Annotated in this window: 17 protein-coding genes; 1 reads left to right on the top strand and 16 read right to left on the bottom strand. The window is 71.5% G+C overall.

Going from position 1 to position 21,849, the window contains the following annotated elements; all coding sequences use genetic code 11:
* The first annotated feature begins 510 nt into the window (after positions 1–510).
* Positions 511–3,645, top strand: a complete 3,135-nt coding sequence (gene ileS / locus ABTY59_RS13165) for an isoleucine--tRNA ligase (RefSeq protein ID WP_352019008.1) — start codon at positions 511–513, stop codon at positions 3,643–3,645.
* 465 nt (positions 3,646–4,110) lie between these two features.
* Here the strand turns inward: ileS and ABTY59_RS13160 are convergent, their stop codons facing one another.
* The 16 genes from ABTY59_RS13160 to rsmH form a co-directional block, all read right to left on the bottom strand.
* Positions 4,111–5,217 carry a DivIVA domain-containing protein gene (locus tag ABTY59_RS13160; RefSeq protein ID WP_352019007.1) on the bottom strand — a complete coding sequence of 369 codons (1,107 nt, stop codon included), beginning with the start codon at positions 5,215–5,217 and terminating at the stop codon, positions 4,111–4,113.
* 67 nt (positions 5,218–5,284) lie between these two features.
* Positions 5,285–5,575 (bottom strand): YggT family protein, encoded by a 291-nt coding sequence (locus tag ABTY59_RS13155; RefSeq protein WP_017238790.1) that lies wholly within the window; start codon positions 5,573–5,575, stop codon positions 5,285–5,287.
* 80 nt (positions 5,576–5,655) lie between these two features.
* Positions 5,656–6,276 (bottom strand): cell division protein SepF, encoded by a 621-nt coding sequence (locus tag ABTY59_RS13150; protein ID WP_352019006.1) that lies wholly within the window; start codon positions 6,274–6,276, stop codon positions 5,656–5,658.
* Positions 6,277–6,398: 122 nt separating this feature from the next.
* Positions 6,399–7,118, bottom strand: coding sequence for a YggS family pyridoxal phosphate-dependent enzyme (locus ABTY59_RS13145; RefSeq protein ID WP_352019005.1), 720 nt, complete (start codon positions 7,116–7,118; stop codon positions 6,399–6,401).
* Between the two features lie 8 nt (positions 7,119–7,126).
* Positions 7,127–7,855, bottom strand: a complete 729-nt coding sequence (gene pgeF / locus ABTY59_RS13140) for a peptidoglycan editing factor PgeF (RefSeq protein ID WP_352019004.1) — start codon at positions 7,853–7,855, stop codon at positions 7,127–7,129.
* Entirely contained in the window at positions 7,852–9,066 is a 1,215-nt protein-coding gene (gene ftsZ, locus ABTY59_RS13135) for a cell division protein FtsZ (protein ID WP_352019003.1), read from the bottom strand. The genes pgeF and ftsZ overlap by 4 nt, the downstream gene beginning before the upstream one ends.
* Before the next feature lie 278 nt (positions 9,067–9,344).
* Positions 9,345–10,022 carry a cell division protein FtsQ/DivIB gene (locus ABTY59_RS13130; protein WP_403540197.1) on the bottom strand — a complete coding sequence of 226 codons (678 nt, stop codon included), beginning with the start codon at positions 10,020–10,022 and terminating at the stop codon, positions 9,345–9,347.
* Between the two features lie 153 nt (positions 10,023–10,175).
* Positions 10,176–11,270, bottom strand: a complete 1,095-nt coding sequence (gene murG, locus ABTY59_RS13125) for an undecaprenyldiphospho-muramoylpentapeptide beta-N-acetylglucosaminyltransferase (RefSeq protein WP_352019001.1) — start codon at positions 11,268–11,270, stop codon at positions 10,176–10,178.
* Positions 11,271–11,276: 6 nt separating this feature from the next.
* A complete protein-coding gene (gene ftsW / locus ABTY59_RS13120) occupies positions 11,277–12,617 on the bottom strand; it encodes a putative lipid II flippase FtsW (RefSeq protein WP_352019000.1) in 1,341 nt (446 codons plus the stop codon).
* 55 nt (positions 12,618–12,672) lie between these two features.
* Positions 12,673–14,112 (bottom strand): UDP-N-acetylmuramoyl-L-alanine--D-glutamate ligase, encoded by a 1,440-nt coding sequence (gene murD / locus ABTY59_RS13115; protein ID WP_352018999.1) that lies wholly within the window; start codon positions 14,110–14,112, stop codon positions 12,673–12,675.
* On the bottom strand, positions 14,094–15,164 hold the full coding sequence (gene mraY, locus ABTY59_RS13110) for a phospho-N-acetylmuramoyl-pentapeptide-transferase (RefSeq protein ID WP_189802264.1): 1,071 nt from the start codon (positions 15,162–15,164) through the stop codon (positions 14,094–14,096). Before mraY ends, murD begins: the two co-directional genes overlap by 19 nt.
* A complete protein-coding gene (locus tag ABTY59_RS13105) occupies positions 15,161–16,585 on the bottom strand; it encodes a UDP-N-acetylmuramoyl-tripeptide--D-alanyl-D-alanine ligase (RefSeq protein WP_352018998.1) in 1,425 nt (474 codons plus the stop codon). Before ABTY59_RS13105 ends, mraY begins: the two co-directional genes overlap by 4 nt.
* A 4-nt stretch (positions 16,586–16,589) precedes the next feature.
* Positions 16,590–18,263 (bottom strand): UDP-N-acetylmuramoyl-L-alanyl-D-glutamate--2,6-diaminopimelate ligase, encoded by a 1,674-nt coding sequence (locus tag ABTY59_RS13100; RefSeq protein WP_352018997.1) that lies wholly within the window; start codon positions 18,261–18,263, stop codon positions 16,590–16,592.
* A gap of 16 nt (positions 18,264–18,279) precedes the next feature.
* Complete coding sequence (locus tag ABTY59_RS13095) at positions 18,280–20,262, bottom strand: peptidoglycan D,D-transpeptidase FtsI family protein (RefSeq protein WP_352018996.1); 1,983 nt, start codon at positions 20,260–20,262, stop codon at positions 18,280–18,282.
* A gap of 7 nt (positions 20,263–20,269) precedes the next feature.
* On the bottom strand, positions 20,270–20,887 hold the full coding sequence (gene ftsL, locus ABTY59_RS13090) for a cell division protein FtsL (protein WP_403540207.1): 618 nt from the start codon (positions 20,885–20,887) through the stop codon (positions 20,270–20,272).
* Positions 20,884–21,840: a 16S rRNA (cytosine(1402)-N(4))-methyltransferase RsmH gene (rsmH, locus tag ABTY59_RS13085; RefSeq protein WP_352018995.1), complete on the bottom strand. Its 957-nt coding sequence runs from the start codon at positions 21,838–21,840 to the stop codon at positions 20,884–20,886. Before rsmH ends, ftsL begins: the two co-directional genes overlap by 4 nt.
* Positions 21,841–21,849 lie beyond the last annotated feature (9 nt).

Here is a 21,849-nt window from a genome sequence, read left to right as displayed (position 1 = left end):
GCGAATCGTGCTGGGACGATAAATCGGCCCAAGGCCCGCGGCAACGGGGCACGCCGCCGTTCCCACCCGCCCCCGCTCCCCGCGGGGCGGGCCTGCCTCCGTTGTGCCCAGGTCCCCGCCCGGTTATCCGTCCCGCCCCTCCCCCACATGGCCGCACGCGAAGTCGGGCACGGCCCGTGTGGCCATTCGGGTCAAGCGAAAACCGGTCTGCCGCCGCCCCCGGAGGCCCGTACACTGGCGGGAGCGAAAGGCTTGGATGGGGACGAGTAGCGTCGCAAGCAGCCATGAGCGACCCGGGGACGGTGAGAGCCCGGGGGCGAGCCCGATGTGAAGCATCACCCCGGAGCCGTCGGAAGAAAGCCGCACGACAGGGCGGTGACTAGAACCGGCGTCGCGACCCCAATGAGGGGGCTCAGGGCGTCCGTGCCCGGGGCCAAGGAGGGTGGTACCGCGGGAGCAGTGCTCTCGTCCCTCCGGACGGAACGAGGCACATCCGCCGGAGGAAGATCGATGTCTTCGCAGTACCGCCAGGTACCCGCCCAGGTAGACCTGTCCGCGCTCGAGCACGCCGTGCTCGACTTCTGGCGCGACAACAAGGTCTTCGCCAAGACCCTGGAGCAGTCCGAGGGCCGCCCCGAGTGGGTGTTCTACGAGGGCCCGCCGACCGCCAACGGCATGCCCGGCGCCCACCACATCGAGGCCCGCGTCTTCAAGGACGTGTTCCCCCGCTTCCGGACCATGCGCGGCTACCACGTCGCCCGCAAGGCCGGCTGGGACTGCCACGGCCTGCCGGTCGAGCTCGCCGTCGAGAAGGAGCTCGGCTTCTCCGGCAAGAAGGACATCGAGGCCTACGGCATCGCCGAGTTCAACGAGAAGTGCCGCGAGTCCGTGACCCGGCACACCGACGCCTTCGCGGAGCTCACGACCCGCATGGGCTACTGGGTCGACCTCGACGACGCGTACCGGACCATGGACCCCTCGTACATCGAGTCGGTCTGGTGGTCGCTCAAGCAGATCTTCGAGAAGGACCTGCTGGTCCAGGACCACCGCGTCGCCCCCTGGTGCCCCCGCTGCGGCACCGGCCTCTCCGACCACGAGCTGGCCCAGGGCTACGAGACGGTCGTCGACCCCTCCGTGTACGTGCGCTTCCCGCTCACGTCCGGCCCGCTCGCGGGCAAGGCGGCGCTCCTGGTCTGGACGACGACGCCCTGGACCCTGGTGTCCAACACGGCCGTCGCCGCGCACCCCGAGGTGACCTACGTGGTCGCCACGGACGGCGACGAGCGCGTCGTCGTCGCCCAGCCGCTGGTCGAGAAGGCCCTCGGCGAGGGCTGGGTCACCACGGGCGAGTCCTTCACGGGCGCGGAGATGGAGCGCTGGACCTACCAGCGCCCCTTCGAGCTGATCGACTTCCCCGGGCCGGCGCACTACGTCGTCAACGCCGAGTACGTCACGACCGAGGACGGCACGGGTCTGGTCCACCAGTCCCCCGCCTTCGGCGAGGACGACCTCAAGGTCTGCAAGGCGTACGGCCTGCCGGTCGTGAACCCGGTCCGCCCCGACGGCACCTTCGAGGAGGACGTCCCGCTGGTCGGCGGCGTCTTCTTCAAGAAGGCCGACGAGGCGCTCACCGCCGACCTGGACGCGCGCGGCCTGCTCTTCAAGCACATCGCGTACGAGCACAGCTACCCGCACTGCTGGCGCTGCCACACGGCCCTGCTCTACTACGCGCAGCCGTCCTGGTACATCCGCACGACCGCGGTCAAGGACCGGATGCTCGCGGAGAACGAGCGGACCAACTGGTTCCCCGAGTCGGTCAAGCACGGCCGCTTCGGCGACTGGCTGACGAACAACGTCGACTGGGCGCTCTCCCGGAACCGCTACTGGGGCACCCCGCTGCCGATCTGGCGCTGCGAGGACGACCACCTGACGTGCGTGGGCTCGCGCGCGGAGCTGACCGAGCTCACGGGCACCGACCAGTCGGAGCTCGACCCGCACCGCCCGTTCATCGACGCGGTCACCTTCCCGTGCCCGACCTGCGCCAAGACCGCCACCCGCGTGCCGGAGGTCATCGACGCCTGGTACGACTCGGGTTCGATGCCGTTCGCGCAGTACGGCTACCCGTACCGGAACAAGGAACTGTTCGAGTCCCGGTACCCGGCGCAGTTCATCAGCGAGGCCATCGACCAGACCCGCGGCTGGTTCTACACGCTGATGGCCGTCGGCACGCTGGTCTTCGACAAGTCGTCCTACGAGAACGTGGTCTGCCTGGGCCACATCCTCGCCGAGGACGGCCGCAAGATGTCCAAGCACCTGGGCAACATCCTCCAGCCGATCCCGCTGATGGACCAGCACGGCGCCGACGCCGTCCGCTGGTTCATGGCGGCCGGCGGCTCCCCGTGGGCGGCGCGCCGCGTCGGCCACGGCACCATCCAGGAGGTCGTGCGCAAGACCCTCCTCACGTACTGGAACACGGTCGCCTTCCAGGCGCTGTACGCCCGCACCTCCGGCTGGGCGCCGAGCGCCGCCGACCCGGCGCCGGCCGACCGCACGGTCCTCGACCGCTGGCTGCTGTCCGAGCTGAACACGCTGGTCGCCGAGACGACCGAGGCGATGGAGTCGTACGACACCCAGCGCACCGGCAAGCTGATCTCGGCCTTCGTCGACGACCTCTCCAACTGGTACGTGCGCCGCTCGCGCCGCCGCTTCTGGCAGGGCGACGCCTCCGCGCTGCGCACGCTCCACGACGTCATCGAGACGGTCACCCGGCTGATGGCCCCGCTGACCCCGTTCATCACCGAGCGGGTCTGGCAGGACCTCGTGGTGCCGGTGACGCCGGACGCCCCGGAGTCGGTCCACCTCGCCACCTGGCCGGAGGCGGACGCCGCGCTGATCGACGGCACCCTGTCCGAGCAGATGCTCCTGGTCCGCCGGCTCGTCGAGCTGGGCCGGGCGACGCGCGCCGAGTCGGGCGTGAAGACCCGCCAGCCGCTGTCCCGCGCCCTGGTCGCGGCGACGGGCTTCGCGGCCCTGTCGCCGGAGCTCCAGGCGCAGATCACGGAGGAGCTGAACGTTTCGTCGCTCGCCTCCCTGTCGGAGGTCGGCGGTTCGCTCGTCGACACCACCGCCAAGGCGAACTTCCGCGCGCTGGGCAAGCGCTTCGGCAAGGGCGTCCAGGACGTGGCGAAGGCGGTGGCCGCGGCCGACGCGGCGGCGCTCTCCCTGGCCCTCCGCTCCGGCGAGGCGACGCTCTCCGTGAACGGCGAGGCGGTCACCGTCACCCCGGAGGAGATCATCATCACGGAGACCCCCCGTGAAGGGTGGTCGGTCGCCTCCGACGCGGGCGCGACGGTCGCCCTGGACCTGGAGATCACCCCGGAGCTGCGGCGCGCGGGCCTGGCCCGTGACGCGATCCGGCTGATCCAGGAGGCCCGCAAGAACAGCGGTCTGGACGTCGCGGACCGCATCGCGCTGCGGTGGACCTCCGCGTCCCCGGAGACGGTGGAGGCGCTGACGGCGCACGCCGGGCTGATCGCGGACGAGGTCCTGGCGACGGACTACGCGCAGGGCGAGGCCGACGACGCGTACGGCACGCCGTTCGAGGACGAGGGCCTGACCCTCACGTTCCGCCTCCGCAAGGCGTAGCCCCCTTCGGAAGGGCCCGGCACCGGATCCCGGCGCCGGGCCCTTCCGCCGTTGCGCGCCCGCGCCCGCCGCCGTGTGGGCAATCGTCCCGCATGGGGGTCCCCCCTGGACGAAGTCCTGGGGGGAGGGACGGGTGGGCACACGGGACGGCGCCCTCTCGCGGCGCCTCCGCCTTCCGCGCCTTGACCCGTACCACAAGCGACGGTGCACACGGGTGCGGGTCCAGGATCGGCAGCCTCTGGCGCCGGCAGGGCGCCGTCCGTTGTGCCCACCCTCCCCCGAGCTCTCGGCTTCGCTCAAGCAGGGGGGACCCCCATCGCCCCGGCGGAACGCCTGCCCACAACGGGCGGAACGCGGGCCCGCACGGCGGGAGGCGGGGCACGCCGAAGGGCCGTTCCCCCGGAGGGGAACGGCCCTTCAAGACTGCCGACGGCTACGCGTTCAACACGCGTTGAACCCGCCGCGTCAGTTGTCGTCCTCGTCGATCAGGAAGCCCCGCATCGGCGCCGGCGCCTGCTGCATCGGCTGGGGTGCCTGCGGACGGACCGGAGCCATCGGCTGGGTCATCGCCGGGGACATCTGCTGCTGGCCGCCGTAGGACGGGGCACCGCCCATGGACGGCGCACCACCCATCGCGCCGTTGCCGCCGTAGGACGGCGCGCTCGCGCCCGCCGAGGCCATCGACGGGGCCGGCGGCAGCGAGGCCGTGGCCGGGGTGCGCGGCGGAGCCAGCGAGTCGTCCGCCTGGGTCTCCAGCTGACGCAGCTGGGACTCCAGGTAGGACTTCAGACGCGTGCGGTACTCGCGCTCGAAGCCGCGCAGGTCCTCGACCTTGCGCTCCAGCGTGGCGCGGGCGGACTCCAGGGAGCCCATCGCGACGCGGTGCTTCTCCTGCGCGTCCCGCTCCAGAGCGTCCGCCTTGGCGCGGGCGTCCCGCTCCAGGCCCTCGGCGCGGGAGCGCGCCTCGCCGACGATCTTGTTGGCCTCGGAGCGCGCCTCGGCGATCGCCTGGTCGGCGGTCTGCTGGGCGAGCGAGAGGACGCGCGCGGCGCTGTCGCCACCGGGGCCCTGCTGCGGCTGCTGCATCTGCGGCTGCATCTGCTGCTGCGGGTGACCCATGGGGCCGCCCTGCATCGGGCCGGGACCCATCGGGCCGCCCTGCATGGGGCCGCCCTGCATCGGGCCGGGGCCCATGGGCCCGCCCTGCATGGGGCCGCCCTGCATGGGGCCGGCGGGAAGCGCGGGGGCGCCGGACGGAAGCTGCGGCGGACCCATCTGCGGCTGCTGCTGCTGGGCCGGCGGTCCGGATATGGCGGCGGGCACGGGCGCGCCGGGACCGACGGGACGATCCTGCGGCTCCGGGGGCTTGCGCATGCCCTGCTGCTGGTTCTGCGCGGCGGCACGCGTCGCGGCGGCCAGCTTGGCGCGCAGGTCCTCGTTCTCGCGGAGCAGGCGGGTCAGTTCGGCTTCGACCTCGTCGAGGAAGGCATCGACCTCGTCCTCGTCATAGCCTTCTCGAAGGCGGACGGTCGTGAACTGCTTGTTCCGCACGTCCTCGGGGGTCAGCGGCATCTCTTCTTCACCTCTACGTAGTCGTCGGCAGTCGGCAAGACCGTATCGTCCACTCGTTCCTCCACCATCACCTCGCGAAGCTGCTCACGATGGAGATCAGGATGTAGACGATGATCATCAGAACGAAGAAGGACAGGTCGAGTGCCACGCCCCCGAGACGCAACGGCGGGATGAGTCGCCGCAGAAGCTTGAGCGGTGGATCGGTGACAGTGTAGGTGGCCTCAAGGACGACCACCATCGCCTTACCGGGTTGCCATGAACGGGCGAACTGGAAGACGTAGTCCATGACAAGCCGGACGATCAGGAGGACGAGGAAGCACATCAGCACGATGTAGACCACCTGTAGTGCGACGCCCATCCCGCGTTTCCCTCTCCCCTGGCTTTCGTGCTCTCGCTTGTCCGGCCGCTTCGCGACCGGTCCGTCCGGTTCTCGTGTTCTCAGCTCTGGTTGAAGAATCCGCCCTCTGCGATCCGGGCCTTGTCCTCCGCCGTGACATCGACGTTAGCAGGCGACAACAGGAACACCTTCTGCGTCACGCGCTCAATGCTGCCATGGAGCCCGAAGACGAGTCCGGCGGCAAAGTCGACAAGTCGCTTCGCATCCGTGTCGTCCATCTCCGTGAGGTTCATGATCACCGGGGTGCCCTCACGGAAGTGTTCCCCGATGGTACGGGCCTCGTTGTAGGTCCGCGGGTGCAGCGTGGTGATGCGGTACGGCTCCCGCTCGGACACGACCTTGGGCATGATCACCGGTGCGTTCTTCTCCAGGCTCGGACGTTCGGGTGTGATGGATGCCACGGGGGCAATTCGGGCCGGACGTCCGCTTTCGGCGAGTACCGGGACAGAATGGGCAAGGGGCTCCCGGGGCGCCGGGGGCTGCACCACTCGCACCGGCTCCTCGCGCTCCACCTGACGCGGGGGGGTGTGGCGCCGGTCGCGCTCGGGCTCCGGCTCCAGCTCGGGTTCGAAGTCGTCGTCGGGGTCGAAGCCCCGGCCGTCGTACCCATCGTCCTCCACGAGGCCGAGGTAGACCGCCATCTTGCGCATCGCGCCGGCCATTCTCTGAGTCCTCCGCTCTGTGGTGGATCGGCCTTGTCACCAAGTGCCGGCGATCCACGGGCCACCCCGCCGTTCTGCGGAATGACCATATTTTCTGCTGTGGTCCGACTTGCTTCGCGACGTTACCCGAGCTTCGGGCGGACACCGAGTACCGCCGTACCGACGCGTACGTGTGTCGCCCCGGCAGCGACGGCCTCCTCGAGGTCCGCACTCATCCCTGCTGACACCATGTTCGCAGCCGGACGGGTCGCGCGCAGGGCAGTCGACAAATCCATCAGCCGGTCGAAGGCGGCGCGTTGCCGTCCGGCGTACTCCCCGGCGAGCGGGGCGACCGTCATCAGGCCGGCGGTCCGCAGTCCGGGAGCGGCGTCCACCGCCGCGGCCAACTCCTCGATCCCGTCCGGCGCCACGCCGCCGCGCTCGCCCCGCTCGCCGGACTCCGCGTCGAGCGCGACCTGGATGAGGCAGCCGAGCTCGCGGCCCTCCTTCTCCGCGGCGGCCGACAGGGCGGAAACGAGCTTCAAGCGGTCGACAGACTGCACCACATCGGCATAACCCACCACGGATCTGACCTTGTTGGTCTGCAACTGGCCCACGAAGTGCCAGGTCAGATCGAGGTCGGCACAGGCGGCCGCCTTCGGGGCGGCGTCCTGGTCCCGGTTCTCGGCGACGTGCCGCACCCCGAGCTCGTGCAGGAGTCTGACGTCGCTCGCGGGATAGGTCTTGGTGACCACGATCAGGGTCACCTCCTCCCGCTCGCGCCCGGCGGCGGCGCACGCGGCGGCGATGCGCTCCTCCACCCGGGCCAGGTTCGCGGCGAGTTCCGACTTGCGGTCCGTCATGTCTCTTCTCAGTCCAACCAGACATATCCCGCGAGTCGCCCCGTGGTGCGATCGCGGCGGTACGAGTAGTGGTCGCGCGATTCCAGGGTGCAGACCCCGGCGTCCCCGACGTCCGTGACCCCGAGCCGCTCCAACTGTGCGCGCACTCCGGCGGCGACGTCGACGGCGGGGGTTCCCCAGGAGGTCTCGGCGTGGGCGGCCGGTTCGACGGCGGCGACCTCGGCGCGCATCGCCCCGGGCACCTCGTAGCACCGGCCGCAGACGGCGGGGCCGGTGCGGGCGACGATCCGGGCGGGGTCGGCGCCGAGCTTCACCATCGCCCCGACGGCGGCCGGGACGACCCCGGCGACCATGCCGGGCCGTCCCGCGTGGGCGGCCGAGACGACGCGGGCGACCGGGTCGGCGAGGAGGACGGGGACGCAGTCCGCGGTGAGGACGGCGAGGGCGAGTCCCGGCCGGGCGGTGACGACCGCGTCGACGGACGGGACCACCGCGTCACCCCAGGGGCCGTCGACCTCGGCGACGTCGGCCCCGTGGACCTGGTTCATCCAGACCACGTGCGCCGGGTCGAGCCCGAGGGCCCCGGCGGCCGAAGCCCTGTTGGCGAGGACGGCCGCGGGGTCGTCCCCGACCGCTCCGCCGAGGTTGAGCTCCTCGTACGGAACGGCGCTCACCCCGCCCCACCGGTCGGTGAAGGCGAAGTGGGCGCCGTTCGCGTCGAAGCGCTGCCCTATCACTTCAGGAAGTCCGGGACGTCCAGCTCCTCGGCCTGGCTGTCCGCGTACGGACGGGCCGGCGGGACGACCGGCGGTGCGGGCGTCAGCGGGGTCTCGTTGACGGCCGGGGCGGGCTCGACCGGGGCCGGGGCCTGCTCCTCGCGCGGGGCGACGGTGCCGAGGCCACCCAGCGGGCGGGGGGTCTCGGTGACGCGGGGGGCCGGGGCCGGCTCCTCGCGCTTGGCCGAGACCGAGCCGATGATGTTGTCCCGGCGGGCCGGCGGCTGACCGCCGTCGAAGCCGGCCGCGATGACGGTGACCCGGACCTCGTCGCCGAGGGCGTCGTCGATGACGGCACCGAAGATGATGTTGGCCTCGGGGTGGGCCGCCTCGCTGACCAGCTGCGCGGCCTCGTTGATCTCGAAGAGACCGAGGTCGCTGCCGCCGGAGATGGAGAGCAGCACGCCGCGGGCGCCGTCGATGGAGGCCTCCAGGAGCGGCGAGGAGATCGCCATCTCGGCCGCCGCGACCGCGCGGTCGTCGCCGCGGGCGGAGCCGATGCCCATGAGCGCCGAACCGGCCTCGGACATGACCGACTTGACGTCGGCGAAGTCGAGGTTGATCAGACCCGGGGTGGTGATGAGGTCGGTGATGCCCTGGACACCGCTCAGGAGGACCTGGTCGGCCGACTTGAAGGCGTCGAGCACGGAGACCTGGCGGTCCGAGATCGACAGCAGTCGGTCGTTCGGGATGACGATGAGGGTGTCAACCTCTTCGCGGAGCTCGGCGATGCCGTCCTCCGCCTGGTTGGCCCGACGGCGGCCCTCGAAGGTGAACGGCCGGGTGACCACACCGATCGTCAGGGCGCCGAGCGAGCGCGCGATGTTGGCGACGACGGGTGCGCCGCCGGTGCCGGTGCCGCCGCCTTCGCCGGCGGTGACGAAGACCATGTCGGCCCCCTTGAGGACCTCCTCGATCTCCTCACGGTGGTCCTCTGCCGCCTTGCGACCGACGGCCGGGTTGGCCCCGGCCCCGAGGCCGCGGGTGAGTTCACGGCCGACGTCGAGCTTGACGTCGGCGTCGCTCATCAACAGCGCTTGCGCGTCGGTGTTGATCGCGATGAACTCGACGCCCTTGAGACCGACCTCGATCATTCGGTTGATGGCATTGACACCACCGCCGCCGACACCGATGACCTTGATGACTGCGAGGTAGTTCTGCGGTGCTGCCACGTCGAAGGCCTCTCGCCTCGAGTTACGTGTCGTCGCTGCGCGGTTGGTCGCGCCGCTCCGACGGATGCCGATTGGGACGGTCCGAAACGCCGACCCGAACCCTAACGTTGAAGTTTAGGGTTACCAGTGTCTCTGTTCGCTGGACTCTTCCGAACAGGACACTAAGTCGACAAGTGGCGCACGTTCAACGAACACGCCGAACCTCCCGTTTTTCTTTTCACCCTATGTGATCACCCGTAGCGCTGGCCAACCAGGGTGCTGGCCAGCGGAGATGCCCGTCAACTTCCCGACGAGGCGGGGGCCGTGGGGGCACTTACGTCGAAGTGCCCCGCTTTGGGAGTGGCCTTCATGAGGGCGGTCAGCACCCGGGCCTTGACGGGGCCGTGCTCACCGCTGCCCCAGAAGACCGTTCGGCCCCTGGTCAGCTCCAGAGTGACGGAGTCGTACGAGGTGATGCGCACGACACGAGTGTCCCGGGCGATTTCCTCCGGGAGTTCACCCCTGACGCGCACCGCCTCCCGGAGCAGCCGGTCCGCGCCGAAGCGGCGGAGGCTCGGCGAGGAGGCGCTGTCGAGGACGAGCCGGGGGACGCCGCGGGGGGCGGTGTCGACCGTGGCGAACCGCAGCCCCGTGGAGTCCACTTCGATGAACTTTCCGCCCTTTTCGACGAGGAGAACGGGCTTCCGTTCCGTCACTTTCAGCCCGATTCCGTGCGGCCATGACCGCACGACGTCGACGGACTCGATCCGCGGCAGCCGCTGCCGCAGCCGGGCCTCGATCGCGTCGATGTCGACGGTGACGAGCGGGGCGCCCATCGGGACGGCGGCGACGGCCTCGACCTCGGTCCGGGTCAGGACCTGGGTGCCGGAAGTCTTCACACGTTCCACACGGAACCAGGTCGAGCCGTAGAGCGCCCAGACCCCGCCGGCCACGAGCACGACGAGAAGGATCGCCACGAGGAGGAGCCGGGGCGCCGGTACCCGGAACCGACGGTTCCGGGTACCGGCGCCGGACGACCGCTCCGACGACCCCTTCGGCTTTCTGGTACCGCTCTTCTCCGCGGTCGTCGGTCCGGCTGCCACCCGGCGCCTCCTGCCTTCAGTCCCCCGCTACGCCTGCCGGCGGGCGGCGATCGCCTCGTACACCATGCCGACGAGAAGGTCGTCGGCGTCCCGGCGGCCGAACTCGGCGGCGGAGCGGGACATCTCGTACAACCGGTGCGGATCGGCCAGTACGGGCAGGACGTTGCCCTGCACCCACTGCGGCGTCAGCTCCGCGTCGTCGACGAGGAGTCCGCCTCCGGCCTTGACCACCGGCTGGGCGTTGAGCCGCTGTTCGCCGTTGCCGATGGGCAGCGGGACGTACGCGGCGGGCAGCCCGACGGCGGACAGCTCGGCGACGGTCATCGCGCCCGCGCGGCAGAGCATCATGTCCGCCGCGGCGTACGCGAGGTCCATCCGGTCCACGTACGGTACCGGCACATAGGGCGGCATACCCGGCATGTTGTCGACACGCGGCATCTCGTTCTTCGGGCCGACCGCGTGCAGGATCTGGATGCCCGAGCGCTGGAGGACCGGGGCGATCTGCTGGACCACCTCGTTGAGCCGCCGGGCGCCCTGGGAGCCGCCCGAGACGAGCAGCGTCGGCAGGTTCGGGTCCAGGCCGAAGGCGGCGCGCGCCTCGGGCCGCACCCGCGCCCGGTCGAGGGTCGCGATCGTGTGCCGCAGCGGGATGCCGATGTAACGGGCGTTGCGGAGCTTGCTGTCCGGGGTGGCGACGGCGACCCCGGCCGCGTACCGCGAACCGATCTTGTTGGCCAGGCCGGGCCGCGCGTTGGCCTCGTGGACCACGATGGGCACCCCGAGGCGCTTGGCCGCCAGATAGCCGGGCAGGGCCACGTAGCCGCCGAAGCCGACCACGCAGTCCGCCTTGGTGCGCTCCAGGACCTGCTCGGCCGCCTTGATCGTGCCGCGCAGCCGCCCGGGGACGGTGATCAGCTCGGGGGTGGGCTTGCGGGGCAGCGGCACGGCGGGGATGAGCGCCAACTCGTAGCCCCGCTCGGGCACGAGACGGGTCTCCAGACCCTTCTCCGTGCCGAGCGCCGTGATCCCCACGCTGGGGTCCTGCCTGCGCAGGGCGTCCGCGAGGGCGAGCGCGGGCTCGATGTGGCCGGCGGTCCCCCCACCGGCGAGTACGACATGCACCGAAATTCACCGCTCTCCGGACGGGCGCTTCTTGACGCGCCGTCGCATCGACTTCCATCTCTTCCCGACCCGCTTGCCCCAACCGGGGCGGCGCATGGCCAGGGCCGCTTTCGCGGCGGGTTCCTGTCGCGCGAAGGCGATGAGGAGCCCGACGGCGAACATGGTCGGCAGCAGGGCCGACCCTCCGTAGGAGAACAGCGGGAGCGGGACACCGGCGATCGGCAGCAGACCGAGCACCGCACCGATGTTGATCACGGCCTGAGCCGTGATCCAGGTGGTCACACCTCCCGCGGCGAACCTCACGAAGGGGTCCTCCGTGCCTCCGGCCACGCGGATACCCGCATAGCCTAGAGCCGCGAACAGGGCGAGTACCGACAGCGTCCCCGCGAGACCCAGTTCCTCACCGGTGACCGCGAAGATGAAGTCGGTGTGCGCCTCGGGCAGTTGGCCCCATTTCTCGACGCTCGCACCGAGTCCGGAACCGAACCATCCGCCCGAGGCCAGAGCATAGATTCCGTGCGCGGCCTGCAGACAGGGGGCTCCCTCGCCGCCGGGGTCGGTCGCGCCGATGCAGTCGAAGCGCTTCATCCGGTTCGCGCTGGTCTTGATCAGCAGCACGCCGATCGCACCGGCCACCGCGAGCACCCCGACGAAGAGCCGGGTGGGCGCGCCGGCCGTCCACAGCAGGCCGAAGAGGATGGCCGCGAGGATGATCGAGGTGCCCATGTCCCCGCCGAGCATGATCAGTCCGAGCAGCATGAAGGCACCCGGGACCAGCGGCACCAGCATGTGCTTCCACTGGGTCAGCAGGCGCATGTCCTGTTTGCGGGCGAGCAGGTCGGCCCCCCACAGGATGAGCGCCAGCTTGCCGAACTCGCTGGGCTGGAGCTGGAAGGGACCGCCGAGGGAGATCCAGTTCTGGTTGCCGTTGACCGCGTGCCCTATCCCGGGGATCTGCACGAGGACCATCAGGAAGACCGCGCCGACCAGGATCGGGTAGGCGAGCGCCCGGTGCAGCTTGATCGGCATCCGGGAGGCGACCAGGAGCAGTCCGGTGCCGATCAGCGCGGCGATGAACTGCTTCCGGAAGAAGTAGGAGGGCACCAGGTCGTAGCGGAGCGCCGTGATCATCGAGGCGGAGTAGACCATCACCAGGCCGAGCGTGGTGATGAGCAGCCCCGCGCCGATGATCACGTAGTACGCCGTGAGGGGCCGGTCCCAGGCCTTGCGGACGCGCTCGAACGCCCCCCGCACGCCTCCCCCGCGCACCCGCCGCGGGGTCGCGGAGGCCCGCCCTCCACCGCGTGCGGCGGAAGGCCGGCGCGTCCCGGCGATCTTGCTCGGCATGGTCGCTGTCCCCTCCAGTCGTGCCCGGTCCTGCCGGACCCTCCCGCTGGTCGGGTCAGGCGTCCCCGGTGGCGGCGAGGGCGCGGACGGCGTCCGCGAAGGCCTCGCCCCGCTTGTTGTAGTTGGTGAACATGTCCATCGAGGCGCAGGCCGGGGCGAGCAGGACCGTGTCCCCCGGGCGGGCGAGCCGGGCCGCCTCGCGGACCGCCTCGGACATCGCCCCAGTGTCGGTCCGGTCGAGGTCCACCACCGGTACCTCCGGGGCGTGTCGCGCCAGGGCTTCGCGGATCAGGGCGCGGTCGGCGCCGATCAGGACGGCTCCGCGCAGCCGCTTCGCGGACCGCTGGACGAGCTCGTCGAAGGTCGCACCCTTGGCGAGGCCGCCGGCGATCCAGACGATCGGGTCGTAGGCGGCCAACGAGGCCTCGGCGGCGTGGGTGTTGGTGGCCTTGGAGTCGTCGACGTACGTGACTCCCTGGACCTCCTCGACCAGTTCGATGCGGTGCGGGTCGGGCCTGAAGGCCTTGAGGCCGTCCCGCACGGCCTTGGCCTCGACACCGAAGGCGCGCGCGAGGGCGGCCGCGGCGAGGGCGTTGGCGATGTTGTGCGGGGCCGGGGGCTGGACGTCGGAGACCTCGGCCAGCTCCTGGGCGTTCTTCTGCCGGTTCTCGACGAAGGCCCGGTCGACGAGGATGCCCTCGACGACGCCGAGCTGGGAGGGGCCGGGGGTGCCGAGGGTGAAGCCGATGGCCCGGCAGCCCTCTTCCACGTCGGCCTCGCGCACCAGGTCCTCGGTGACCTTGTCGGCCACGTTGTAGACGCAGGCGACCTGGTTGCCCTCGTAGATCCGGCCCTTGTCGGCGGCGTACGCCTCCATGGAGCCGTGCCAGTCGAGGTGGTCGGGCGCCAGGTTGAGCACGGCGGCCGAGTGGGCGCGGACGGACGGCGCCCAGTGCAGCTGGTAGCTGGAGAGCTCGACGGCGAGCACGTCGTACGTCTCCTCGCCGAGGACGGCGTCGAGGAGCGAGACGCCGATGTTCCCGACGGCGGCGGTCCGCAGACCGGCCGCCTCCAGGATGGAGGCGAGCATCCGCACGGTCGTGGTCTTGCCGTTGGTGCCGGTGACGGCGAGCCAGGGGGCGGCGTCCGGGCCGCGGAGCCGCCAGGCCAGCTCGACGTCGCCCCAGACCTCCACGCCCGCCTCCGCGGCGGCCGTGAAGAGGGGCTTGTCGGGGCGCCAGCCGGGGGTGGTGACGATCAGCTCGGTGCCGGCCGGCAGCGTCGCCCCGTCGCCGAGGCGCACGGTGATGCCCTGCGCCTCCAGCTCGGCGGCCTGGGCCCGGGAGCGCTCGTCGTCGCCGTCGTTGACGACGGTCACGAGCGCGCCGCGGGCGTGCAGGACGCGGGCGGCCGGGATCCCGGAGACCCCGAGCCCCGCGACGGTGACCTTCTTGCCGTTCCAGTCGAGCTGTTCTGTCACTTTTCCGATGCCCATCCCGCGTAGAAGAGGCCCAGGCCCACGATCACGCACATGCCCTGGATGATCCAGAACCGGACGACGACCAGGACCTCGGACCACCCCTTGAGTTCGAAGTGGTGCTGGAGGGGTGCCATCCGGAAGACGCGCTTGCCGGTCATCTTGAACGAACCGACCTGGATGACCACGGACATCGTGATCAGGACGAACAGGCCGCCGAGCAGCGCCAGCAGGAGCTCCGTACGGGAGCAGATGGCGAGACCGGCGAGGGCGCCGCCGAGGGCGAGCGAGCCGGTGTCACCCATGAAGATCTTGGCGGGCGAGGTGTTCCACCAGAGGAAGCCGAAGCAAGCGCCCATGAGCGCGGAGGCCACGACCGCGAGGTCGAGCGGATCGCGGACCTCGAAACAGGCGTTGGGGTTGGTCAGCGTCACCGCGTTGGCACAGGACTCCTGGAACTGCCAGAGCCCGATGAAGGTGTACGCGCCGAAGACCATCACCGAGGCGCCGGTGGCCAGGCCGTCCAGACCGTCCGTCAGGTTCACGCCGTTGGACATGGCCAGGATCATGAAGAGCGCCCAGACCACGAAGAGCACCGGGCCGATGGCCCAGCCGAAGTCCGTGATGAAGGAGAGCTTCGTGGAGGCGGGGGTGAGCCCGCGCAGGTCCGCGAACTGCAGCGAGAGCACGGCGAAGGCGATGCCGACGATCAGCTGCCCGGCCATCTTCGCCTTGGCGCGCAGACCGAGCGACCGCTGCTTGACGATCTTGATGTAGTCGTCGAGGAAGCCCACCAGGCCCATGCCGGCCATCAAGAACAGCACCAGGACGCCCGAGTACGTCGGGTCCTCGCCGGTGATGACCTTGGCCAGCGCGTACGCGATGAGCGTGGCCAGGATGAAGGAGATGCCGCCCATGGTGGGCGTGCCCTTCTTCCCGGCGTGACCGCGCGGGCCGTCGTCACGGATGAACTGCCCGTACCCCTTGCGGGCAAGGAGCTTGATCAGCAGCGGCGTGCCGATCAGGGTCAGGAAGAGCCCGATGGCCCCCGCGAAGAGGATCTGCCTCATCGGCCGGTGACCTCGCCCTCGGTGTCGAGGAGCGCCAGCGCGACCTTTTCGAGACCGACCGACCTGGAAGCCTTCACAAGGACGACGTCCCCCGGGCGCAGCTCACTGCGCAACAGGTCGACAGCCGCCTGCGCGTCGGACACGTGCACCGACTCCTCACCCCACGAACCCTCGTTATATGCGCCCAGTTGCAGCCAGGAAGCTTCCCTCTCCCCGACCGCCACGAGCTTGCTGACGTTGAGCCGGACGGCGAGCCGTCCGACCGCGTCGTGCTCGACGAGCGATGCGTCACCGAGCTCGGCCATCTTGCCGAGCACCGCCCACGTACGAGCCCCTCGGGCCTGTGCGGCCCTGCCCATGGCCGCGAGCGCGCGCAGGGCGGCTCGCATGGACTCGGGGTTCGCGTTGTAGGCGTCGTTGACGATCGTCACGCCGTCCGGACGCTCGGTGACCTCCATGCGCCAGCGCGACAGGGTGCCCGCCTCGGAGAGCGCGGTGGCGATCTCCTCGACTGGCATGCCCAGCTCGTGCGCGACGGCGGCCGCTGCGAGCGCGTTCGACACGTGGTGCTCACCGTACAGGCGCAAGGTCACGTCACTGCACCCGGTGGGTGTGTGAAGCAGGAAAGAAGGCTGTCCGGTCGCTGTGAGGCGTACGTTCTCGGCCCGTACGGCCGCTTCGTCCGCTTCGCCGAACAGGGTCACGCGGGCCTTGGTGCGGCTCGCCATCGCACGGACGAGCGGGTCGTCGGCGTTGAGGACCGCGACGCCGCCCTCCTCGGCGGACGGCAGGGCCTCGACGAGTTCGCCCTTCGCCTGGGCGATCTGCTCCCGGCCGCCGAACTCGCCGATGTGGGCGGTGCCCACGTTGAGGACGAGGCCGATACGGGGCGGGGTGAGGCCCGTGAGGTAGCGGATGTGTCCGATGCCGCGGGCGCCCATCTCCAGGACCAGGTGCCGGGTCTCGTCGCTCGCGCGGAGCGCCGTGAGCGGCAGGCCGATCTCGTTGTTGAGCGAGCCGGGCGTCCACACCGTGGGCGCGTGCCGGTCGAGGACCTGGGCGATCAGGTCCTTGGTGGAGGTCTTTCCGGCCGAGCCGGTGAGGGCGACGACATCGGTGCCGAGCCGCTCCACGACCGCGCGGGCGAGGGCCCCGAGCGCGGCCTGGACGTCGTCGACGACGAGGGCGGGGACGCCGACGGGGCGGGCGGCGAGCACGGCCACCGCTCCCGCCTGGACGGCGCGCTCCGCGTAGTCGTGTCCGTCGACGTGCTCACCGGCGAAGGCCGCGAAGAGGCTGCCGGCCCGCACCTCGCGGGAGTCGATGACGACGGGCCCGGTGATCCGGGCGGCCGGATCCGGTATGTCGTGCGCCTGCCCGCCGACGATTTCGGCGATCTCGGCGAGGGAGAGGGCGATCACTGCTTCATCCCTGACTGTTCTCGTGACGGTGTGCGTCCTGCTGGCTCTGCTGGCTGAGAATCGCCTCGCGCAGGACCTGACGGTCGTCGAAGGGGCGTACGACCCCGGCGATCTCCTGGCCCTGCTCGTGGCCCTTGCCGGCGACCAGGACGGTGTCGCCGGGCCGCGCGCGGGCGATCGCGGCGGCGATCGCGGCCGCCCGGTCGGGTTCGACCAGGACGTCGCCGCGCTCCCCCGCCGGCACCTCCGCGGCACCGGCGAGCATGGCACTGAGGATCACCAGGGGGTCCTCGGAGCGGGGGTTGTCGGAGGTCAGGACCGCGGTGTCGGCGAGCCGGGCGGCGGCGGCGCCCATCGGGCCGCGCTTGGTGGTGTCCCGGTCGCCGCCGCAGCCGATGACCACGTGCAGCCTGCCCTCGGTGACCTCGCGCAGGGAGCGCAGGACCGACTCGACGGCGTCCGTCTTGTGGGCGTAGTCGACGACCGCGAGGTACGGCTGGCCGGCGTCGACCCGCTCCAGGCGGCCCGGGACGCCGGGCACGGCGGCGACGCCCTCGGCGGCGGCCTTCGGGTCGAGGCCGGCGGCGGCGAGGGTGGCGATCGCGGCGAGGGTGTTGGCGACGTTGAACGGGCCGGGCAGCGGGGCGGTGGCGGAGATCCGGGCGCCCTCGGGGCCGATGGCCGTGAACGTGGAGTCGTGGGAGCCGAGCACGAGGTCCTCGGCGCGCCAGTCGGCCTCGGGGCGGCCCTCGGCGGAGAAGGTGACGACCGGCACGGTCGCCTCCGCGGCGAGCCTGCGGCCGTAGGCGTCGTCGAGGTTGACCACGCCCAGGCGGCTGCGCTGGGGCGTGAAGAGCCCGGCCTTGGCCTGGAAGTAGTCCTCCATGTCGGAGTGGAACTCCATGTGCTCCGGGCTGAGGTTGTTGAAGACGGCGACGTCGAAGACGCAGCCGTCGACCCGGCCGAGCACGAGGGCGTGGCTGGAGACCTCCATGGCGACGGCCTCGACGCCCCGCTCGCGCATGACGGCGAAGAGCGCCTGGAGGTCGGTGGCCTCGGGGGTGGTGCGCTCGGACTTGATGCGTTCGTCGCCGATCCGCATCTCGACGGTGCCGACGAGGCCGGTCCTGCGTCCGGAGCCGCGCAGGCCGCCCTCCACCAGGTACGCGGTGGTGGTCTTGCCGGAGGTGCCGGTGATGCCGATCTGGAGGAGGTCCTCGCCGGGGCGGCCGTAGATCCTGGCGGCGAGTTCGCCCATCCGGCCGCGCGGGTTCTCCACGACCAGGACCGGGAGGCCGGTCGCGGCGGCGCGCTCGGCGCCCGTCGGGTCGGTGAGGATCGCGGCGGCGCCGAGTCCGGCGGCCTGGGCGACGAAGTCGGCGCCGTGGGTGCGGGCGCCGGGCAGGGCCGCGTACAGGTCTCCGGGGCGCACGGCTCGCGAGTCGTGCGTGATGCCCGAGATCTCGGCGGCCCGGGGGATGTCGGTCCCGAGCTGCGCGGCCAGGTCGCCCAGGGGTGTCGGGCGGGCCTGCTCCGGCCGGGGTGGGGCGTTTCGGTACTGATCAGCGTGTGGCACGGCGGTGAGCGTACCGGGCGCACCCTGTGCGGGGCCAAAAGAGCCCGGGGCCTCGCCGGAGTTCGATTTCCGGTTCCCGGAATGTGGGGTGATCGTTGTCACTGGTGCTCCCGGAGTGTCACGGGGTGGGTTCGAAGGTGACCGGCAGTCGGGCGGGTGCGCTGCCCGTGGGCGCGACGTGGAGGGTCTTGAGGGCGAACTCCATGACCTTCTTGTAGATGGGTCCGCAGATCTGGCCGCCGAAGTAGCTGCCCTTGGTGGGGTTCTGGATGGCGCAGTAGACGGTGATCTGCGGGTCGTCGGCGGGGGCGAAGCCGGCGAAGGAGGCGGTGTACCCCTTGTAGACGCCGAGCTCGGGGTCGACGCGGTTGGCGGTGCCGGTCTTGCCCGCGACGCGGTAGCCGGGGATGGCGGCCTTGTTGCCCGTGCCCTCCCGGTCCTTGACGACGGACTCCAGCATCCGGGCGAGGGTCGTGGCCGTCTTCTCGCTGATCACCCGGGACTCCTTGGGTGCGGCGGTCGCGGTGAAGCGCCCGTCGGGCCCCTTGGTGCCGCGCACGAGGGTCGGTTCGATCCGTACGCCTCCGTTGGCGATGGTCGAGTACACGGAGGCGGCCTGCATGGCGCTGACGGAGAGGCCCTGGCCGAAGGGGATCGTGTACTGCTGCGAGGTGGACCAGTCCTGGGGTCTGGCGAGGATGCCGGGGGTCTCGCCGGGGAAGTTCAGCCCGGTGGGGCTGCCGATGCCGAACTTGCGCAGATAGGCGTGGAGGACCCGGTTGGCCTCGGCCTGGGTCTCGCCGAGCCGGCCGGTGGCGAGGATGGTGCCGATGTTGCTGGACTTGGCGAGGACGCCGTTGAGGGTCAGGTACCAGGTGATGTGGTCGATGTCGTCCTGGAAGAGCCGGTCGCCGCGGTGGAGCCGGTTCGGGACCGTGACGTGGGTGTCGGGGGCCGCCTTGCCCTCCTCCAGGACGGCGGCCATGGACATGACCTTGCTGGTGGAGCCGGGCTCGTAGGCGTCCTGGAGGGCCGCGTTGCCCATGGCGGCGGCGTTGGCGGCGGAGAGGTCGTTGGGATCGAAGCCGGGGGCGTTGGCCATGGCGAGGACCTCGCCGGTCCTCGTGTTCTGCACGACGACGTAGCCGCGGTCGGCCTTGGACTTCTTCACCTGCTCGGTGATGGCCTGCTGGGCGGCCCACTGGATGTCCCGGTCGATGGTCAGCTCGATGTCGGAGCCGGGGACGGCGGGGGTGCCCTGGGAGCCCGCGGTGGGCACCTGGCGGCCGCCGGACTGGGTGAAGCGGATCTTGCCGTCCTTGCCGGCGAGCTCCGGGTCGAGCATGGACTCCACGCCGCCGGCGCCGCGGCCCTCGGCGTTGACGTAGCCGAGTATCCCGGCGGCCAGCTCGCCGTTCGGGTACACGCGCTTGGTGCTGGGCTCGCTGAGGATGCCGCCGAGGAGGTTGATCCCGTTGCCGCCGACGGCCTGGGCCTTCTGCCCGTAGACCCGCTTGAGGTCCTTGATCTGGTTCCAGACCTGCGGGGTCTGCTTGCGGGCGAGCAGGGTGTAGCGGGACTTGGGGGTGCGGAGCTTCTTCGCCAGCTCGGCGGGCTCCTTGCCGAGGATCGGGGCGAGGAGCGCGGCCGCCTGCTCGGGGGCGTCGGCGACCTTCGACTCCTCGCGGGTGAAGAGCTTGGGGTCGGCGGTGATGTCGTACGCGTCGACGCTGGACGCGAGCGCGATGCCGTTGCGGTCGGTGATCTCGCCCCGCTCGGCGGAGAGCGTGTACTCCTGGAAGCGGTACTTGTCGGCCTTGGCCGCGTACGCGCTGGCGTCGACCGCCTGGACCTGGAGCAGCCGGACCACGAAGACCAGCATGACGAGGGTCAGGCCGAGGGAGATCAGGCGCAGCCGCGGCCGGGGGCTGCCGAGCCGGATGGTGCGGGGCTGCCGGGCCGGGGGCCGCTTCCCCGCCGGGCGGGGCGCCGGGCGGGACGGGCGGGCTCCGGACGTACGGGCTCCGGCCGAGGCGGGTCGGGGTCGCGCGGGCCGCGCGGGCCCGGGGACACGACGGCGCGGGGGCTCCTTGGAGGGCACTGCTCGGTCACCTGCCGGTCTGTGAGGGGTCCCGGACGTCCGACACCGGCGCCGACTGCGCCTGGCCGATGCCGGTGGGGCCCGGACTGGTGGGGGCTGAGCCGGTCGGGCCGGCGCCGGTGAGCGGGGCGTCGGGCGTGCCTGCGGGTTTCGTCGACGAGCTGGTCCGCGTGGCCCCGCTCCCGGGGGTACCGGTGTGCTGCGGCGGCTTCGGGGTGCCCGCCGGCTTCGGTTGGGGCCTCGGGGGCGGCTTCGGGGCGACCGCGACCGAGGGCTCGCCCAGGACCTTGCCGTCCGGGCCGAGGAAGGCGGGGCTGCCGCCCGGGACCAGGCCGAGTTCACGGGCCCGCCGCTCCAGGGCGTCGGGGGCCGCGTAGTCGTCGACGTCCCGCTGGAGCGCCTGCTCCTCGTCGGTGAGTTCGGTGGTCTTGTCCTTGAGCTCGTTCAGTTTGAAGGAGCCCTGGTTGAGCGCCGAGTTCAGCAGGAGCAGGGTGATGAGCCCGCCGCCGAGCAGGACGACGACGAGCAGGACGAAGGGGGTGCGGGCGGCCGAGCTGGGCCCCGACGGCATGAGCCGTCCGAGCCGCGCGGCCCGCCCTTTGAGGGGCCCCTTCGCCGTGCTCACAGGACGTCTTCCCGGATGCGCTCGACGCCCCGGAGCCGGGCGGGGGCGGCGCGCCGGTTCTCGGCGACCTCCTCCTCGGTGGGCAGTTCGGCGCCCCGGGTGAGCAGCTTGAGCCGGGGCTGGTACTTCTCGGGGACCACCGGGAGCCCGGGCGGGGCGGTGGTCGCCGCGCCGGCCGCGAAGACGCCCTTGACGATCCGGTCCTCCAGGGACTGGTACGAGAGGACGACGACCCGGCCGCCGACGGCGAGGGCCTTCACGGCCGCCGGGATGGCGTTCTCGACGCTGTCGAGTTCGCGGTTGACCTCGATGCGCAGGGCCTGGAAGGTGCGCTTGGCCGGGTTGCCGCCGGTGCGCTTGGCGGCCTGCGGCAGGGCGTCGCGGATGAGCTCGACGAGCCGGGCGCTGTTGGTGAAGGGCTCCTTGTCGCGCTCGCGCACGATCGCGGAGACGATCCGCTTGGCCTGCTTCTCCTCGCCGTACGCGCGCAGGATCCGGACCAGCTCGCCCGGCGGGTAGGTGTTGAGGACCTCGGCCGCGCTGATGCCGGTCGTCTGGTCCATGCGCATGTCGAGCGGGGCGTCCTGCGCGTAGGCGAAGCCGCGGTCGGCCTCGTCCAGCTGCATGGAGGAGACGCCCAGGTCGAAGAGGACGCCGTCCACCCGGGGGATGCCGAGCCGGTCGAGGACCTCGGTCAGCTCGTCGTACACGGCGTGGACGAGGGTGGCCCGGTCCCCGTACGGGGCGAGCCGCTCGCCGGAGAGCCGCAGGGCCTCCTTGTCGCGGTCGAGGGCGACGAGCCGCGCCTCGGGGAACCGCTGGAGCAGGGCCTCGCTGTGGCCGCCGAGGCCCAGGGTGCAGTCGACGACGACCGCTCCGGGGTGCTGCAGGGCGGGGGCCAACATGTCCAGGCACCGCTGGAGCATCACCGGGACGTGTCGGTCGTTGCTCAAAGCGCCCTC

It is taken from the genome of Streptomyces sp. NPDC096079, assembly GCF_040303145.1.
GTDB lineage: Bacteria > Actinomycetota > Actinomycetes > Streptomycetales > Streptomycetaceae > Streptomyces.
Note: the sequence above shows the minus strand (reverse complement) of the source record. Positions and strands in the feature narration are given on the sequence as shown.

What these genes read in the sequence shown, in the direction of transcription:
- ABTY59_RS13145 (WP_352019005.1), bottom strand. Translation starts at nt 7,118, where the DNA reads ATGACGGACCGCAAGTCGGAACTCGCCGCGAACCTGGCCCGGGTGGAG.
- ABTY59_RS13150 (WP_352019006.1), bottom strand. Translation starts at nt 6,276, where the DNA reads ATGGCCGGCGCGATGCGCAAGATGGCGGTCTACCTCGGCCTCGTGGAG.
- mraY (WP_189802264.1), bottom strand. Translation starts at nt 15,164, where the DNA reads ATGAGGCAGATCCTCTTCGCGGGGGCCATCGGGCTCTTCCTGACCCTG.
- ileS (WP_352019008.1), top strand. Translation starts at nt 511, where the DNA reads ATGTCTTCGCAGTACCGCCAGGTACCCGCCCAGGTAGACCTGTCCGCG.
- ABTY59_RS13155 (WP_017238790.1), bottom strand. Translation starts at nt 5,575, where the DNA reads ATGGGCGTCGCACTACAGGTGGTCTACATCGTGCTGATGTGCTTCCTC.
- murD (WP_352018999.1), bottom strand. Translation starts at nt 14,112, where the DNA reads ATGGGCATCGGAAAAGTGACAGAACAGCTCGACTGGAACGGCAAGAAG.
- ABTY59_RS13160 (WP_352019007.1), bottom strand. Translation starts at nt 5,217, where the DNA reads ATGCCGCTGACCCCCGAGGACGTGCGGAACAAGCAGTTCACGACCGTC.
- ftsW (WP_352019000.1), bottom strand. Translation starts at nt 12,617, where the DNA reads ATGCCGAGCAAGATCGCCGGGACGCGCCGGCCTTCCGCCGCACGCGGT.